Source organism: Shewanella sp. UCD-KL12 (assembly GCF_001957125.1).
GTDB lineage: Bacteria > Pseudomonadota > Gammaproteobacteria > Enterobacterales > Shewanellaceae > Shewanella.
Genome location: NZ_MPHJ01000001.1, coordinates 458,476 through 475,462 on the forward strand (window position 1 = coordinate 458,476; position 16,987 = coordinate 475,462).

Consider the following 16,987-nt stretch of genomic DNA (forward strand, 5'->3'; position numbering starts at 1 on the left):
CTGGTTTTACTGGTGCAACTTTGCTGCTGCACAACTTAAAGGTACTGATATGAATGTTATTGGCGTGAATAAGTATAACCCTGCCTCCGGTGGTGACTTTAGCAAGCTAGATGTAAAGTCTGCCAATAGCATGTCAGCCTCAAGTGAGAGCCAAGCAAGCAAAGCTGTAGGTTCACATGCAGACGGAGAAAAGGTACAGATCTCAAAAGCGGGCAGAGATGCGCTAGCGTCTGATAATGGCAGTAAGCTGCACGCTCAATCATCTCAAGTTAACGCTCAAGCGGATGCAGCAGCGGCAGAAGAGTCTGGCTCGCCTAAGAAAAAGATTGATGAGTTGATTAAAGCCTTGAAAGAAAAAGTTGAAGAGCTAAAGGCGGAGTTAAAATCACTAGAGAGTGATAAGACAGAAGCTGGAGAGAAAAAACGTAAAGATCTGCAATCACAAATCGCTGTGCTATCGGCTCAAGTCTCTGATCTCATTAATCAGAAACTAGAGCAGGAGAAAAAGGAAGCGTTAATGAACGCTTAGGTTTTTCTGTTAAGTCCAGCACACTTGATTTGGTTTTATCATCAGAATGCTAAATTCATAGCTTAGTGTTTAACTTTTGTATGAATGAAGCAAGCAACAAAAGCGGGCTCCTCCTGCCGAGTTTCGGCTTACCGTTAACTTTCCGGACAGGCGTTTAGTTGCAGATTTGGCTATAGCCAGCCCCAGCCCTAAACCACCACTTTTTTGATTACGGCTCTTATCTAACCGCGAGAACGGGATAAAGATGGTGTCGAAATCTTCCTCGGCAATGCCGGGTCCATCATCATCCACGGTAATGATTAGCTGGCTATTGGCATCTAGCCCTTGTTTAGTCTCAACCGAGATGATGACTGTGGATCTGGCATACCTGATGGCATTTTTTACTAAATTATCAAACAGTAGTCTTAGATAAGCGGGATCGCATTCTAGCGCTTGTTGATGACAATAGAGAATCACTTGCTTGGACTGCTCTTGGTTTAACTGGGTGATACGCTCGTCAAAATAGGTTTCGAGATGAATAACCTGCTTGCCTGCTAAGTCGCCGGCTAACTTGTCAGCACTGTGGGCGGCATTGAGTTTAGAAAAAGTCAGTACTTGCTTCGTGAGCTCATCGATATCATCTATATAGGTGTCAATATTATCGAGTAAGGCCACTTGTTGTGGCTCCGTGTTGCTCTTGCGTAATAGCCCTGTGGCCAGTTGTATACGGCTCAAAGGCGTACGCATCTCATGGGGCACAGCCTGTGCGAATATTTGATTCTCTTTTACGGTTTCTGTGATTGATTCTGCCATCTGATTAAAGCTTGTTGCTAAAGAGCTTACAGGTTTAGTGAGTGTAGAGGAGGCGCGTACCATTAACTCGCCGCGGCCAAATCGCTCGTTGGTGTCGATAAGTTGGTTTATCTGCTTTTGTAACTGGCGGATCGGAAAGTAAAGCGGGGCACTTATGGCTAATATAGCGACAAATAGCAGTATCAAGGGGAGTAAGTCTTCGGGGTGTTGTTGCCATAAACTGGCTAAGTTTTCTATATTTACGTCATCATTGAACTCTTCATCATTGGTTATTTCAACCATATTGATATCAAGATTTTGATCGCTAATGAGTATCGCACCTTTAGTATTTGCTAATGGGTAAGCAGCGAGTAAAACGCCATATTCATCTTCATAAAGTTTGCTGTTATTTATGGTGTATAAATATTCACAGGTTGCACATTGCGGCGCGCCATCCCAGACGGGTTGCCACTGAATATTGAACGCGAGTAAGTTTTTTGGGAGAGACTGAATATAGCGCTCAGGCTCTACACCATAGGTTGCTATGGATCTTGAAACTTCATCGAAGATATAACTGGTTTCTGCGTTAAAGTTTGCCATATCACTCTTAGTGATTGACTCATCGCTGACATATAACGTCAACACTATGCTGCTTACTATCGCAATGATAATGCCTAGATAGAGGCGGGCGAATAAGGGGGGAGTAAATCTAGCCATTAACTAACATATATCCCTTGTTACGTACGGTTAAGATCAGTTGATAAGGTGGACTGATATCACCAAGTTTTTTTCTTAAACCCGAAATTCGCATATCGACAGATCTGTCATTGGCATCGTAGTCAATGCCGCGTAATGAGCGACAGCAATCATCTCTGGAGACTGTTATTCCAGGGTTTGAGGCTAGCAAAAGTAAAATGTCATATTCCGCTTCTGTCAGTACTGGCTTTATCTCCCCTAGGCTGACCTCTCTGCTCGCGGTGTCTAGTCTGAGTAAGCCTACTGTTATCATTGTCGTGTCTGGCGACTTGTTACCAACACGTCTTAGGAGTGCGTCGATGCGCGCCACCATCACATGAGGGCGTATAGGCTTTGTGAGATAATCATCGGCGCCAAGCTTTAGCAGACTCACTTCGCTCATATCATCGGCGCAGGCGGTTTGAACCAGAATAGGCCCAAAATAAAAAGTGCGGCACTGTTTACAGATCTCGATACCATCGAGCCCAGGCAACATAAGATCCAGTATGACTAGATCTGGCTTATAGCTTTTAATGGTATCGACTGCGAGTAGGCCGTCATTGATAACTTTAGTGTCGTAGTTTTCCGACTCTAGATACATGGCGGTCAATCGCGAGATCTCTAGGTCATCTTCAATAATCAATATGCGTGCTTTTGTCACTGGATTTCCTAGTGTTAGTTTTATCTTGATGACTCATGTTACAGCGCTTATTTTTACAGACTCTCATCATTAATCATAGTGCGCTTACACCCGCTTACATTCCCTTTGCCATAGCTTACCGCCGCTTACTCTTTACACTTTTATCCCATGGTAATTTTAATCCCACAGATGATTTCGGGGAAATATGATGAATAAAGTATTATTGGCAAGTCTGCTTGTAACAAGTTTAGTACTGCTTGTGGCATGTAATTCAGACTCTTCAAGCACTCAAACAGTGCCTGGGCCTAATGGTTCAACAGGTGGTGGCTCAGGATCTGGCTCTGCAAACGGTCATTCGGCTGCCACCTTAGCTTTGAATATCACCAGTGTGCCGGACTCTCTGTCGGCGACCTACACCTCAGCGCTTAAATTTAACCGTTACACCCAAGTGATGGCCGCTAATGGTAAGCCGATTCATCTTATCGCACAGGATAAATTGTCCGATAATCAAATCGTCAGGGCACGCTCTATCTTGACTCACTATCTTACCGACTATCCAGGTTCTGAATATGGCAGTGATAAATCGGCTGTTTCGAATAAGATGGCGGATAACGGCGCTATTCTTCTGTTACTCAATGGTGAAGATGATGGCACGAATCCAGCTTCAGAGTTAGATGGTCAGCCACTGTATCAGAATGAAATTCAGGTTGAGGGGGGAAGCTGGTATATCAATCAAACCTTCGATGGCCATCGTGATGCAAGTTTTGAGGAGATCCTGCATTTGGTCCATGACTATGGCATCGGCGTCGACCAAAACGCTGAGTTTATTGGTGCATTAGCCGATTATCAGGCTGAGATCCGTAGTGCTCAGATAACGGCGCTTAATGATAAATTGTGGGGAATAGCATCGCCTGATTGGATCACCGAGTTAACTGCAGAAAATAGTTTGACTCAGGAGTATTTAGCCTCAGTTATCGATTCATATTATGGCCTTTGGGGGGCATGGACTGGCAGTGAAACCCATGGCATGTGGGGAGGTTATGTCGCTAAAACCCGAGCTGAGGTCATCAGTGAAGACCCACTGGGTTCAGTTTTGATGGATAATAAGTACTTTCACCCCTACCTGACCTATGATGCTCGAATAGATGAAAGCTTTGAGGGAGATTTTAGCTTAAGGTTTAATTCAAGCCTAGGCTATACCCACCATGCCCAGTATCTAAAAAGTGTCACCTTAACTGGTGATAACAAGAGCAATGTTATCGTTAACGGCTTAGATAATAAGGTGACGGGAAATACAGCAAAAAATATCGTTTTTTTTAGTGGCCGCTCATCTGAATATGACATAAATAAGCAAACTGATGGCTCGACACTTATTTCAGATATGGTCGATAACAGAGATGGCGTTAATCGTGTCATCAATATAGAGCAAGCTGGCTTTAGTGATACTACAATCGAGCTTTAGTCTGTACTTTTTATTGAGCCCGATGTTAGTTTGAGGGGGAATTGGAAGACTTAATTGGAAGAAATAAGCGGGATGACATTGGCAGGAAGAGAAGGGGGAGAACAACTTAGCCCTAAATAAGCTAGAGACAAGTAGTACTAAATCAGCTCAGTTAAGTTGCCGCAGCTTCCGCCAGATAATATAACGTCATTGCATGTAAAAGGAGAGACAGATGACAGCAGCAAAGCTTGTGATACGAAACATGACCGCCGATGAGCTGGTATTAGCAGTCAGTTGGGCTGAAAAAGAGGGATGGAATCCAGGCCTTAATGATGCAGCGCTGTTTTATCAAGCCGATCCCAGTGGCTTTTTTGTCGGTGAACTCGATGGCGAGATTGTCGCTGTGGGCAGCGCGGTAAGCTACGATAGCCGTTATGCTTTTTGTGGCCTGTATATTGTTGCACCTGAGCATAGAGGCAAGGGGTATGGCTTAGCGCTGACAAAACACAGATTAGCCTATTGTGGTGAGCGAAATATCGGTATCGATGGTGTACTTGAGAATGTCGAGATATATCAGCGTATCGGTTATGTGCCTTTCTATCAGAATTATCGATATCAAAAAGTGGCGGCCTACGTCCCCCAGTCGATTGAGTGGATCTCTGTCATAGATAAGGATTCAAGTGCCTCACTTGAAGACTTATATGCTTATGATCGCCGCTGCTTTCCTGCCAAGCGTGAGGAGTTTCTCAAGACGTGGATGACACAAGAACAAGGTTTGACCTTAATGTATCGCCAAGAGGGGAAAGTACTGGGTTATCTGGTCAGGCGCCGCTGCGTCGAAGGCTATAAAGTTGGGCCGCTATTTGCTGATAATGCTGATATTGCCTACCAGTTATTGAATCAGGCCCAGTCAGATATAAAAGGCGAAACTATCATTCTTGATGTGCCCGAGAATAACCCCGCAGCTATCGACTTGGCCGAACATGAAGCTATGGCGGTGGTGTTCTCTACTGCGCGCATGTATCAAAAAGGGATGCCAGATATCGATAACCATAAGATATTTGGCATCACAACGTTTGAACTAGGTTAAGTCATACCTACGTAGCAGGTAGGCTCCGGGATACGCTTTTTAGGCTGAGTAAGCAGGCGAGCAGTGCGCTTGCTAACAGTACTAGGCCAAGATGCTGCACATGTCCGGCGAGGACAAGCCCGGCGCCTAAAAGCAGGTAGTAGCACAAGCCTAATAGGGCACCAGCGCTGCCTGCAACCTCTTTATAATCAGTTAATGCCTGACTTAGCGTATTGGGAATAGCCACCCCAAAACTGATGACAATGCCTAACATGGGCAGTAAGAAGAGTAGTTGCTCTCCAATTAAACAGATACCAATAGCGCTTAAGAGCGCAATCATAGCCGCCAGTTTTGTCAGTTGTTGTGGCTGTAAGCCTTTAGACAATAAAGCAGTATTGATATAGCTGCCTATGAAAGCTCCGACAGCCAACACTAGGCCACTGTATCCGAACTCCAAAGAGGTAAACCCAAGCTTAGTAAATAGAAATGGGCCTAATGAGTAGTAGCTAAATAGCATCAAATTAAACAGTGCAACCATTGCAGCGCTTTGCCAGATTTTGCTGTCACGACACATTCTTAAGGCTAATGCTGTGAGTTTAATATTTGGCTGCTTATCCGGCTTCGTCTCTGCAAGTGAGCGGATAGTCATAGCGAGTAACACCAGCGCCAGTATCAGCAGCAAGGTAAATATCCCTGTGTGACCTAAAAAGCGTGCCAATGTGCCACCTGCCATCAAGCCAATGATAGGGCTAAGCGATAACCCCATCGCCATCAGTGAGAACATCTTGGCCAGCTCTGTGCTATCAAAACTGTCTCGTAATATGGTCTGGGTGACAACCGAGCCTGTGGCTGCACCAAATGCGGAAATCACACGGGCTAAAAGTAACAGCTCAAAGCTGTTTGCCAAAAGGGCAATGATAGAGCCAATACCATAGGTTAACAGCCCTGCTATCATAGCGGGACGGCGGCCAAAGGTATCTGCCGCTCTGCCCCAGAACACGACGCCTAAAGCAAATGCGATGAAGTACACTGAGAGTGTTTGTGAAGCCAATTGGCTGCTAACTTCAAACGCTTGGGCAATATGGGGAAGCGCTGGGCTATATATGGTTTCAACTATTTGCGGGAACATCATTAATATGGCGATTAAGCCTATATGGGGTTTTGCTTTCATCTTGCCTCTCTCTATTATCAATACGCTTTACCGGCCAAGGTGGCGGCGAATGAGGAGGAGTATAGAGATTGACTGAATGTCCAGTTACAATGATAAGAACATAAAACATCAAAAGTCGGACAGATGCTAATCGATCACACCAGTCAGTTTGATGCTGATAACATCGATGCTCAGGTTGTTGGTATTGCCGCGGAACTGGGCCTACATGATTCTGGGATGCACACCCATCGTAAAGCGCAGCTGCTGTATTCTGCTCAAGGCTGTATAACGGTCACAACTGAAGGATCGCAATGTATATTGCCGCCAACACGGGCGATGTGGATCCCAGCGGGGCAAAAGCACAGTGCCAAGATGCGTAATGTGGTGGCGTATCGCTCTTTGTATTTTGATACTCAGAGGTTAGGCAGCTTACCCGAAGAGCTTAAAGTGATTGCAGTAAATCCGCTTTTTAAACAGTTAATTGAGCGGATATCCTATTGGGATTGGCAGATGCCAGCTAAATCGCAAACGAATGTGTTGGCCCTATTTTTCGATGAGTTAAGACAGGCTCCAGATGAGATGTTGCAGTTAACCATACCGAAAGATCCAAGATTGGCCGTATGGGTCGCTCAGGTAGCGGCGGGGGATATGCAGCCTCAAGCGCTCAATAAGATGGCATTAGCAATCGGTGCGAGTGAGAAGACGATTTCACGGATCTTTATAAAAGAGACGGGAATGGCTTATCAGGCATGGCGTCAGCAATGGCGTTTACATCGCGCGATTGAGTATTTAGCTGAAGGGCTGAGTATTACACAGCTGGCTTCCTTGTTAGATTTTGCCAGTGACAGTGCTTTTATTAGCTTCTTTAAACAGCAACTTGGCGAAACTCCGAGTCAATTTATTAAGTCTAAAGCCGGTTAGTGCTGTGAATTACTTGATTGAGTTCGATACTATTGGTTTTGCTCTGTTGTATCATTGCTATAGAACACCGACGCTGAGAACATCTAATGCAACTAAAACCTCTGTCTAAGGGCCGCTTTCAATCACTTTGGGAGCAGGAGCATGATGACATTGAACAGATCATGCTTGAGTGCATTAGTGAAACTAAGCTGGTACCAGCTCATCAAAAATTGATGCAGCAAGGTCAGAAAGTGGATGAGCTCATTTTAGTGAAACAGGGCCGGATCGCTATGGGCTATACCGCCCGTAATGGGCGTTGTTTTCAATTAGGCACTATGATGTGTGACTCACAGCTCTTCGGGGAGATGGAGTTTTTCAGTGATTATCGATGCCAGCTCGATATCATTGCCGAGGATGAGGTGGAAGTTGAGATTATCTGTGGTGATAAGCTACAACAGGCACTGACTAAAAAGCCGATGTTTGCGCTGTTTTTTGCCAGTGCCATCGCGGTTGATTATCAAGATACCGTCGATATTCTAACGCGCAGAATGCTCTACCCGATTGCTTACAACATCGCATATGACCTCTATCATCAGTACCTCAATGATCTGCCTGTGGATGGCTTTAGTAAGTGCTACTTAGAAGCTGAGCGATTCGCGACGACAGATCGTGTGTATCGCCGAGCGGTAAAGAAGCTTGAGGAGTTAGGCTTAATTCAAAAGGATAAAGAGGAGGGGATCATTATCCGCGATCTTGAAGGGCTCAAAGCCTATATTGAATAAGACCTAAGTGACAATAAGCCTAGATTATGCGCTTCACCTCCGTAAACCACTCCCGTGAAGCATCCCCGTATGAAGTCCCCGTGAAGCATCCCCGTATGAAGTCCCCGTAAAGCGCCGCAGTCCGGTAGCCATCTTATGTTAGCTCTTAACTTTAGCCTGTTAATGCCATGCCCTAGGTTTGTTTCATTACAAGCTGCAGTGAAACCTTAATCGTACTCAGGTTACATTCGGATACAGAGTCTAAAACATCGATCAAATATAGTGACCCTACTGTTATTTGAAAGATGTCAAAAGGACTCACTCATGAAAAAAATTTGTTTCGCAATCTCAGCAATCTTACTGTCTAACTCTGCTTTAGCTGCAGGCGATACTTACATTCGCAATGGTAATATCTACAGCCACCAAGGCCAGTTCTTCGCTGGAGCAAGTGCGATAACCGGCAGTGAATTCTATAAAGGGCAAGATCATAAAACCGGCGTTCTTGTTAACGGTGGTTATCATGGCGAAGACTTTAACGCCGATCTGAGCAGTATTAACTATCGCTTCCTTGGCAGTAATGAAAGCAAGTTCAACTTTAGTGCCTTTGTGGTGGCAAACCCCGGCTTTGATGCCAGTGATGCAGATAGCTTAAAAGGCATGAAAGATCGCAAAATCAGTGGTGACTTAGGGTTAAATGCCGATATCCACTTAGGTCAAGGCACGCTATCGAGTAAATTCAAGCACGATGTCACTGGCGTCTATAACGGCTATCAAGCTGATGTTACTTACTACCATCCAATGAATATTGGTTTTGCTGATTTCGTTCCTTATGCTGGAGTTCATTACTACAGTAAAGATTATGCAAACTACTACACGGGCGTATCAAAGTCAGAGGAAACCGCTAAACGTCCAGCTTACAAGGCTGAAGGCACATTTGCCTACAAGGTTGGGTATGCCTTAGTTATGCCTATTACCGAACATTTAGATATTACCCAATCGACCGGGTATTCACGTTTAGGCTCAGGTATGGCTGATTCGCCGCTGGTTGGCAGTAATAATCAATGGGCGACGACGTTAGGTATCAATTACAGCTTCTAATAGGTTAGGTGGGAAAGATTATGAAATCATTGATAAAATTATCAGCCGGTGTGGCACTTGCTATTATGCTGTCAGCTTGTGCAACATCATACGATACAGAGAAAAGCTTTTGGACGTTCGGTAAAGGCTTTGAAACTATGCAGATTGCCCCGGATAGCTGGCAGATTAGCTTTGTAGGTAATACCAATACAGATAGAGCGCTGACGCGTAAATATGTGATGTTAAAGTCAGCTGAACTGTGTCAAAAAGCAGGGTTTGCTTACTTTACCTTTACTAATGAACAGACTAATCGAGATTCGGTTGGACAGTTCGGCGCAGCAAGCAGTAGCAGTGATATTTTATGGGGCAGCTCGACAATAGATAAAGAGACCTCGACTGTGGTTGAAGTCACTGGACTTAAGAGTAAAGCGACTAACTCTGGTACCCGTATCTACGAGACTCAGTATATTCTTAGCCATTTAACTACCGATAGCTAAAGTCACAGACTATCCATTCTTAAAAGCGTCACTATTTATATCGATAGGTATCAGTGGCGCTTTTTTCTCTCGCGAATGTTGAATCAAAAGTTATAATTAAACGTTAATCATGCGTCTTATTTAAACGCTTAGTCCGAGTTTTTAAGTTTTAAGTTTAAACGTTAATGACATACGTGCGCCGCCTAATTTTGCAGAGCGGCTTATCACTAACTCAGTCCCCATCCAGTGACCAATACGTTTTACTATGGCGAGTCCCATGCCATGGCCGGCATTATCTCGACTTTGTTGCCCACGTACGAAAGGCTTTACTACCTGCTCGATTTCCGCACTATCGATACCTTGACCATCATCATCAACATGTAGCCAGGCTACACCGTCTTCAACCTCAACACTCAATTGGATCTTCGATTGGCCAAAACGCTCAGCATTACTGAGTAAGTTACCGATTTGCATCGATAAGTATTTAGGATCTGTGTTTATCGTTAAGGCTTGAGTAAAAGGGATAAATTCTAATGAGTGGGTAATATTTGCATGACTGGTCAACTTTTGTTTTAACCAGTCATTAAGTTCAATCGATTGTAGCTCTGGCTGAATGTTGGCTTGATCAAGGCGAGCATAACTTAAGAGTGTAGAGACCAGCTCCTCCATGGTATCTAGATCGCGATTTAAGCGCTGGAAGTATTTAACTCTGAGCTGTTCACTTTGGGTTTCCTCAAGCGCCTCAATACCGAAACGTAACCGAGCGATAGGCGTTTTTAAGTCATGGGATACGGCTCTGCTCAGCAGCTTATTATCATCGACGAGCTGCTGGATCCTATCTGCCATACGGTTGAACTCAGTTTCAATTGTAGCTATATAGGAGGTTTTACTGACGGGGATCCTTTGCTTTAGCTCTCCCATACCAAAGGCTTGAGTCGCTTTGCTCAGGTTCAACAGTTGTCTTATCAGTGGCGATACCCATAGCAGTAATATGAGTACCACACCGGCATAAAACAACATGGTATAGAGCTCGTTGACGTTAAAACTATCTTCAGTTGAGGTGACTAGCTGTGTTTTTATGTTCAGTACTTGCTGGGTATTAGGTAAGCGGTAATGCAGTGAAATGCCCTCATCTGAATCGAGCAGTAAAGCGCCTTCTTGAGCAAACTCTAGCTTTAAGGAGGGGGGTAAAATAAATCGAGTCTCAGCAATCAGAGATAATTTCTCTGGGTTGTGTTGATTCCAGCTTTTTATAAACTCATTTTTAGCGGCATTTTCATCATCGAGGCTATGTGCCAAGGTAACGCCCAGCAGCTTCAAGGCCGTTAACTGCTCGCTCGTGCTAGGGGCGTCGGTATCAGGGTTATGCAAGGCTGCAAACTCACTGATTGACCAGCCTAAACTGACAATAGAGGCCAGTACCACGAGTATCAGGGAGACGATTAACTTTCTCATTTTGCTAGCCTGCTCATCAGTATTCTATGGCTGGGATTCATCTTCGCGGCAAAATAGATAACCTTTACCTCGAACCGTTTTTATCTTGTAGGGCTGATTTTTAGCTTCATGAAGCTTTTTACGCAAACGAGAAACACGAATATCAACAGAGCGATCGAAACCATCATATTCAATACCACGAAGCTCGGCGATCAAGTCTATGCGGCTCACAACCGTACCGACCTTTAGTGCGAGTAACCAAAATACGTCGAACTCGTTGGCATTTAAGTCTAAGGGCTGCTGCTCAATGGTGACTGATTTAGCGGCGGCGTTGAGTACTAATGAGTCGAATACTAAGACTTGTTTAATTTTATCGTCAGTAGCCCGGCGCAATAAGGCTTTGATCCGTGCGAGCATCACTTGTGGGCGAATAGGCTTAGTTAAGTAGTCATCAGCGCCTACTTCTAGGCCTTGGATCTCATCTCCCTCTTCTACACAGGCTGTCATAAATAGAATTGGGCCAGGATAAAATGCCCGCGCTTCTTTGCAGACATCAAAACCGTTTTTCACCGGCAGCATGACATCTAGCAATACCAGATCTGGCTCCTCTTCAGCTATCATAGCTAACGCGTAATCGCCCTGACTCGCCACCGTAATGCTATACCCATGATCCAGTAGATAATCACTTATCCATTCGGCTAATGAGGTATCGTCTTCGACAACCAATATATGCTTTTGTGTCGACATGTTAGAAAAGTCTCCAGCCAGATTGACTTTGTTTCGGTGCTTTATAGACCCAAGTTAATACAACTTTAACCTCTGCTAGAGGCTGCGACTCATCATTACGGATCAAGCTAAAGCTAGTGGTAGAATCGCTTTCAAAACTATATTGATATTCCTGCAGAGCTTGACCATCCCAACAGGTTAATTCTTGTTGGCTTTTAGACTGTATAAGGCAGTAACGACCTACCTTGGGGGTTTGCCACTGAAACAGGATATCTTGATAGCAAGTTTGCCCTTTATGTAGCGCGACACACTGCTCTGGGGTGGCAGTAAAAATAATGGTCTGCTCATGCTCAGATGCTGTCGATGGTGCAACAAACAGAATTAGCGGCAACCATGAATAAAACTTACTCATAGGCCACCTAAAACACATAACTGATTGAGGCGTTAAAAAACGACACATAGTCAGATTGATTAAAGGGACTGTCAGTTACTTCGTCAGAGAGCAGGTTAATTCGGTACATGGCGCGAAACACAAAGCTTTCGCTAATTGGATAAGCCACACCGAGTTCAATGCCATAGCCAAACGAGCTATCTGGTTGGTATTCAGGAAAGAGTTCAGTGGCTTCCTCACTGCTCACGCCAAAAAGGTACTGATTAAGTGTGGACGATGAGTATTCAACACTCGCTAGCGCGTGAAAGTTCCAGTTACGCACTTGCCAAGACTTTCCTAGCCTTGCTGAGCTTTGAATGCCTTGATCGTCGTAGTAGTCACTCACTATTCGATATTGGAATACATAGTGATCTCCCCAATAACGTGTTGCTCGAAAGCCTGCACCGATATAAAGGGAGTCTTCAGACATGAGATAGGCGTTACGACCAGCTTCATTAAGCAGTGCTGGATTATATTCTTCTGAACGCGCCCAAGAGCTTTTAAGATTGGCAAATAGCAGGTCTAGGGACCAATTGTCTGAATTCCAAATGTTATAACCTAGATTGATTCCATCTTGAGATTGATGCACCATCTCAACAAAAAGCCCTTTATATTGATACATACCACTGAGCAGTAAAGATGGCTCTATGGATTGATAGTCGCTTTGCCTAACATCAACCTTGTTGACACTGTAGACACTTGCTCCTAATTCAAAGTAGCCACCATCTGCGAGACGGTTGTCTACACCGCCAGCCACGCTGCTGGCTATGTCTGAAGCGTAGGTCATAGCCGGAGACAGAATGAGTATCAGGCAGAGGGTACTCAGCCAAGATGAGGATAAATTACAACAGTAACGGCTCATATCACCAATAAACTTAAAGTTGAGTTGTTGAGAAGGGTTAACACAATGAGATACCACTGAATTGACGCATCATAATTTCCTTATGTACGTAGTGACTTATAAAGTCGCGTTACGACATGGGAGCAATTTCTTTAGGGGCAAAGTGTTTCTGCTAGCGCTTTGTTAATAGTAAGAGCAAATAGCAGGTAACCCCCTAGTTTACGCCTTCAAGCCAAAGCTATTTAATCAAAAGCTATCTAATAAAAATCGCCTAATACCTACTAAATAAAAGGCTGAAATATCCTGAAGGTTCAACAAGCTTAAAATACACCACAAGTATCTAGCAGCGCAATGTGATTATGCTAACAAGATAGCTCAAAAGCTCACTAATAGCACAATGTGATCACAAAGGTTGCACTTGGTTGTTTATACCAATCAGTATAAGAAAGTGATCTACTCAGAGTGCTTTTTGGCAACTAATTCAAGGCGAATAGCTGATGGAATGGTTATTCCCTTGTGAAGCTATTCAACGAAGAAGTAGGCGGCCAAAAACACTCCTAAAAGGCGAGTTTTAGCGCGTCAGATGCTGTGTTAACGAGCTAGAACGTAGAATGACTATGCTCTTCACTCGTTGCCTTGCTTCTGCAGCGCTAAACTCTCGCTGAGCGACCACATCTTTATACTGTTTGGTATTACCCTAAGTTTCAAAGCCTATTCCTACTCTTATTATGAGCCTGTACAGGCTTACTGAGATAAGGAAAAAGGGGAGAGTATCCTAATTGGGGAGATCTGAAAGTCGTGTTTGAATAACGAGTTTAAATCGTGTGTTAAAAGCTGTAAGAAAAAAGCCCTGGTGTTTGAATTACCAGGGCTTCATATAATGTGGGCTTATCTTTTTTGTAGGTTTAAGCTTCGCTGTTTCTCATCTTGTTGACTGGCCTTCATCATCAACAAACTGATCCTCTTCGCTCGTCTCATCCTAATCTTACGTACTCTCGTTTTAACTCTAATCGTTCTAGGTTTACGCATGGCAGTTGCTTATCTCTGTCATTGTTAAAATTAAAGTTGCCCGCATTATACGTTTTTTTTATGGTTAAATTAAGCTGTAGCTAAACTGTTTTCTGCAGTTTGGCGACGAGATATCACTAACATGGCTAAAATAATGGCGTAAATAACTGGTATTGCATACATTACCGTTTGTAAGCCAATAATAGATTCAAACATTGAGCTGATGGCTGGACTGAACATTGCGCCAGCGCTACCACTGATAAGAATATAAGAGACATTCTTACTGCTTGCCTGTTTCACAAAAGATACGCCGTAGGCGATAAAGGCGTTGTACAAGGCCGCACAGGCAAAGCCGTAACCGTAAGTCAGGTAACCCATCCACTCAAGCTTATCTGTTGTGACAATTAGACTCGTGATAATAAATGCAAGAGCCATCATTCCCATCAAGAAGTGCTGGATCTTAACCCTTGATACGATAACGGTAGAGATGAGCGCTCCAACGAGAGCGGCTGACCAGTATTGAGTAATGATGTTGCCAGCTTCTTCAAATGGAATATCAAATTTCTCTTTAACGAACATTGGTGCCCAAGTGAGGAAGGTATACAGGGCTAGCATGCCCAGAAACAGACCAATACCAGCACTGATAATAGAGAAGTTCCACTCAGATTTTTCTGCGCTTAAATCACCCTTGTCAGCTGATTTTTCACCCTGTCTGTCACAAAGGTCAAAGTTAGTCATTAGTGCCATCATAGCGGTACCTAATGCCACTAAGCCTACGGCTAAGTAACTATAGCTCCATGACAGTGCATTGCTTAAAGCGTAAGTAGTGATAAGCGGGAAAACGACACCTGCCACATTAAAGGTAGCGTCTTGAACCACTAGCATGGTGCTCTGAATTTTGTCTTTCCATACCGATACTACAATCGTACCCGCAATACACAGACCAATACCACCGCATAGACCGATAACAGTCATGGCCATCATCACCACGCTGAGTGATGAGGTAAAGTGCAGGGCTGCAGCGCTCAGCGCAATACTTATGTAACTCAGTAGCGTAATACGTTTAACCCCTATCTTCTCAATTAAGAAGAAGGCGGCGATAGTACCTGCGAGCGCACCACCGTTTAAGAGGGAGAAGATTGAAGCGACTTCATTGACGTTAGCTGCGAACTTTTCGGCGATGGGCTCTATTAGCATGCCGAACTGAGTGGCAAAGCCTGCCATGATAAAGTTGGCGAGGAAGCTTAAAATCGTTAAGGATATTTTGTTTTTCATCATCTGTACCTAGTTGTCGTTTTAAAGGCTCGCAGTCGATTCACCATTTGTTTTTTTTGGGGCTAGCTTTAAAGAGTCGCTGCCATGAGTGATATCGGGTTTACTGCGAGCGTTAGCTGAAATATCTACACTTTTATATCTGCTTCTAACTACAAGCTGTCTCTAGCGCTAATTCAATCATCTGATTAAATGACAGTTGACGCTCCTCGGCTGTTGTTTCTTCGCCTGTTATGCAGTGATCTGACACAGTTAAAATAGCTAAAGATTCGATACCTTGTTGATGGGCTAAGCCGTAAAGTCCTGCCACTTCCATATCGACGCCTAACACGCCAAAACGCTCTAGGGCTGGGATCATGTCTTCATCGGGATCGTAATACATGTCACCACTGAAGATATTACCCACTTTAACGCTGATATTTTTATCAGATGCTGCCATAAAGGCTTTATGCAGCAGATCAAAAGTGGCTGAGGTCGCCATCTGGTAGCCGCTGCTACGCTTAGCATTAGTCGGCGAGTCAGTCCCTGCCGCTTGCGCTAAAATGACATCATGCAGTTTCACATCTTTCTGGGTTGCGCCTAAGCTGCCGACACGAATAATGCGCTTAACACCGAAATCATTAATCAGCTCATGAGCGTACAACACCATAGAGGGAATACCCATGCCATGCCCCATGACTGAGATGCGTTGGCCTTTATAGAACCCTGTGTAACCTAGCATATTGCGAATGTTGGTCACTTCTACCGCATCTTCAAGGAAGGTTTCGGCAATATATTTAGCGCGAAGGGGATCGCCCGGCATGATGATGGTCTCGGCAAAGTCGCCTCTGTTACCGCTGATATGTGCAGTCATACTTATTCTCTCTTTTTCGCAACAGTTTAAAGTTGCTCTGTGGCAGTTCGATTCATTTAGCTGATTTAATGAGTGGCTCAACCAAATGTTCTTAATGCACCCGATAGTAAATCTGACTGAAACAGAGGGATTAGGACAAAAGTCCGCTTGGAGTGTAAATAGGTATCTTTTATCGATTGAGTCAATATTAAAAGTGAAAGAGTACGCAAGAGGAGTTTTAAAAATGAAGGAATATTGATCATTAAGCGAAAATAAAGGCTATATGGGTATGAAGTATACCATTTCATGTGCTTATACTTTCTTTAGCATATAGCCAGTTCTTCAGTTCATTACTCTACTGGGGGTACGAAAGTCCCACATGATTCAGTTTCAACTGGAGGTACTTCGCCATCACACATTAGCATAGCTGCTAATGGGCCACTTTCACCAGAGACTCGACAATCATCAGCATCTCTAGTGTACATATCTGACATAGATTCAAATGTAGGCTGGTCTTGATCATCTAAAACAGGATCTCCAAATTCATCTACAATCGGTACTGAGTAATCACACTCCTCCTCATCACCAGTCATGTGATTAAGGTGCCCTTTACCATTATGGCTAACGTTTAAAAGTTTCCAAATTAAGCTTGTAGACGCTTCATCTGTCATATCGTCAGTGACTTCACAGCCACAGTGAAATAACTCTGTTTTGGGCTGTTTTGCCATTGTTGCACCTGATGCAAACATGAACATTAAGCAGCCGAGGATTATTCCAATTTTTTTACACATTTTGTCACCTCATGTCTTTTATTTTTGCTAGCGAATGATTATTAGCTAGCTTTTGAAAAGCTAATCACAATGCTATGACAAATGGTGTCCATGTCAGTCCATAA

General features: G+C 44.0%; 17 protein-coding genes. 7 read left to right on the forward strand and 10 right to left on the reverse strand.

Annotation, left to right across the window (positions count from 1 at the left end):
- The first annotated feature begins 49 nt into the window (after positions 1 to 49).
- Entirely contained in the window at positions 50 to 529 is a 480-nt protein-coding gene (locus BM736_RS01985; protein WP_076408007.1) for a hypothetical protein, read from the forward strand.
- 69 nt (positions 530 to 598) lie between these two features.
- On the opposite strand, the gene BM736_RS01990 is transcribed toward BM736_RS01985, so the two are convergent.
- Entirely contained in the window at positions 599 to 2,017 is a 1,419-nt protein-coding gene (locus BM736_RS01990) for an ATP-binding protein (RefSeq protein WP_076408009.1), read from the reverse strand.
- Positions 2,010 to 2,696 carry a response regulator transcription factor gene (locus BM736_RS01995; RefSeq protein WP_076408011.1) on the reverse strand — a complete coding sequence of 229 codons (687 nt, stop codon included), beginning with the start codon at positions 2,694 to 2,696 and terminating at the stop codon, positions 2,010 to 2,012. Before BM736_RS01995 ends, BM736_RS01990 begins: the two co-directional genes overlap by 8 nt.
- 187 nt (positions 2,697 to 2,883) lie before the next feature.
- Between BM736_RS01995 and BM736_RS02000 the strand changes: the two genes are divergently transcribed.
- Positions 2,884 to 4,137: a hypothetical protein gene (locus BM736_RS02000; RefSeq protein WP_076408013.1), complete on the forward strand. Its 1,254-nt coding sequence runs from the start codon at positions 2,884 to 2,886 to the stop codon at positions 4,135 to 4,137.
- A 211-nt stretch (positions 4,138 to 4,348) separates the two neighbouring features.
- Complete coding sequence (locus BM736_RS02005) at positions 4,349 to 5,206, forward strand: GNAT family N-acetyltransferase (RefSeq protein WP_076408015.1); 858 nt, start codon at positions 4,349 to 4,351, stop codon at positions 5,204 to 5,206.
- A gap of 7 nt (positions 5,207 to 5,213) precedes the next feature.
- Here BM736_RS02005 and BM736_RS02010 read toward each other — a convergent pair whose 3' ends face one another.
- Positions 5,214 to 6,356 carry a Bcr/CflA family efflux MFS transporter gene (locus BM736_RS02010; RefSeq protein ID WP_076408017.1) on the reverse strand — a complete coding sequence of 381 codons (1,143 nt, stop codon included), beginning with the start codon at positions 6,354 to 6,356 and terminating at the stop codon, positions 5,214 to 5,216.
- Positions 6,357 to 6,479: 123 nt separating this feature from the next.
- Here BM736_RS02010 and BM736_RS02015 point away from each other — a divergent pair, with 123 nt between their 5' ends.
- The 4 genes from BM736_RS02015 (at position 6,480) to BM736_RS02030 (ending at position 9,570) form a co-directional block, all read left to right on the forward strand.
- The gene (locus BM736_RS02015) at positions 6,480 to 7,256 is read left to right on the forward strand and encodes a helix-turn-helix transcriptional regulator (protein WP_076408019.1); all 777 of its coding nucleotides are present in this window, start codon (positions 6,480 to 6,482) and stop codon (positions 7,254 to 7,256) included.
- Positions 7,257 to 7,342: 86 nt separating this feature from the next.
- A complete protein-coding gene (locus tag BM736_RS02020) occupies positions 7,343 to 8,017 on the forward strand; it encodes a Crp/Fnr family transcriptional regulator (RefSeq protein WP_076408021.1) in 675 nt (224 codons plus the stop codon).
- 303 nt (positions 8,018 to 8,320) lie between these two features.
- Complete coding sequence (gene ompV, locus BM736_RS02025; RefSeq protein ID WP_076408023.1) at positions 8,321 to 9,094, forward strand: outer membrane protein OmpV; 774 nt, start codon at positions 8,321 to 8,323, stop codon at positions 9,092 to 9,094.
- 20 nt (positions 9,095 to 9,114) lie between these two features.
- Positions 9,115 to 9,570, forward strand: a complete 456-nt coding sequence (locus BM736_RS02030; RefSeq protein ID WP_076408025.1) for a hypothetical protein — start codon at positions 9,115 to 9,117, stop codon at positions 9,568 to 9,570.
- 141 nt (positions 9,571 to 9,711) lie between these two features.
- On the opposite strand, the gene BM736_RS02035 is transcribed toward BM736_RS02030, so the two are convergent.
- The 7 genes from BM736_RS02035 to BM736_RS02065 form a co-directional block, all read right to left on the reverse strand.
- On the reverse strand, positions 9,712 to 11,004 hold the full coding sequence (locus BM736_RS02035; protein ID WP_076408027.1) for an ATP-binding protein: 1,293 nt from the start codon (positions 11,002 to 11,004) through the stop codon (positions 9,712 to 9,714).
- Between the two features lie 24 nt (positions 11,005 to 11,028).
- The gene (locus BM736_RS02040; protein WP_076408029.1) at positions 11,029 to 11,730 is read right to left on the reverse strand and encodes a response regulator transcription factor; all 702 of its coding nucleotides are present in this window, start codon (positions 11,728 to 11,730) and stop codon (positions 11,029 to 11,031) included.
- A 1-nt stretch (position 11,731) separates the two neighbouring features.
- Entirely contained in the window at positions 11,732 to 12,121 is a 390-nt protein-coding gene (locus BM736_RS02045; RefSeq protein ID WP_076408031.1) for a DUF3019 domain-containing protein, read from the reverse strand.
- A 7-nt stretch (positions 12,122 to 12,128) separates the two neighbouring features.
- Entirely contained in the window at positions 12,129 to 12,926 is a 798-nt protein-coding gene (locus BM736_RS02050; RefSeq protein ID WP_076409818.1) for a MipA/OmpV family protein, read from the reverse strand.
- A gap of 1,152 nt (positions 12,927 to 14,078) precedes the next feature.
- Positions 14,079 to 15,263: an MFS transporter TsgA gene (tsgA, locus tag BM736_RS02055; protein ID WP_143562334.1), complete on the reverse strand. Its 1,185-nt coding sequence runs from the start codon at positions 15,261 to 15,263 to the stop codon at positions 14,079 to 14,081.
- A 145-nt stretch (positions 15,264 to 15,408) separates the two neighbouring features.
- The gene (gene deoD, locus BM736_RS02060; protein WP_076408035.1) at positions 15,409 to 16,113 is read right to left on the reverse strand and encodes a purine-nucleoside phosphorylase; all 705 of its coding nucleotides are present in this window, start codon (positions 16,111 to 16,113) and stop codon (positions 15,409 to 15,411) included.
- A gap of 329 nt (positions 16,114 to 16,442) precedes the next feature.
- Positions 16,443 to 16,820 carry a hypothetical protein gene (locus BM736_RS02065; RefSeq protein ID WP_143562297.1) on the reverse strand — a complete coding sequence of 126 codons (378 nt, stop codon included), beginning with the start codon at positions 16,818 to 16,820 and terminating at the stop codon, positions 16,443 to 16,445.
- Positions 16,821 to 16,987: the final 167 nt, after the last annotated feature.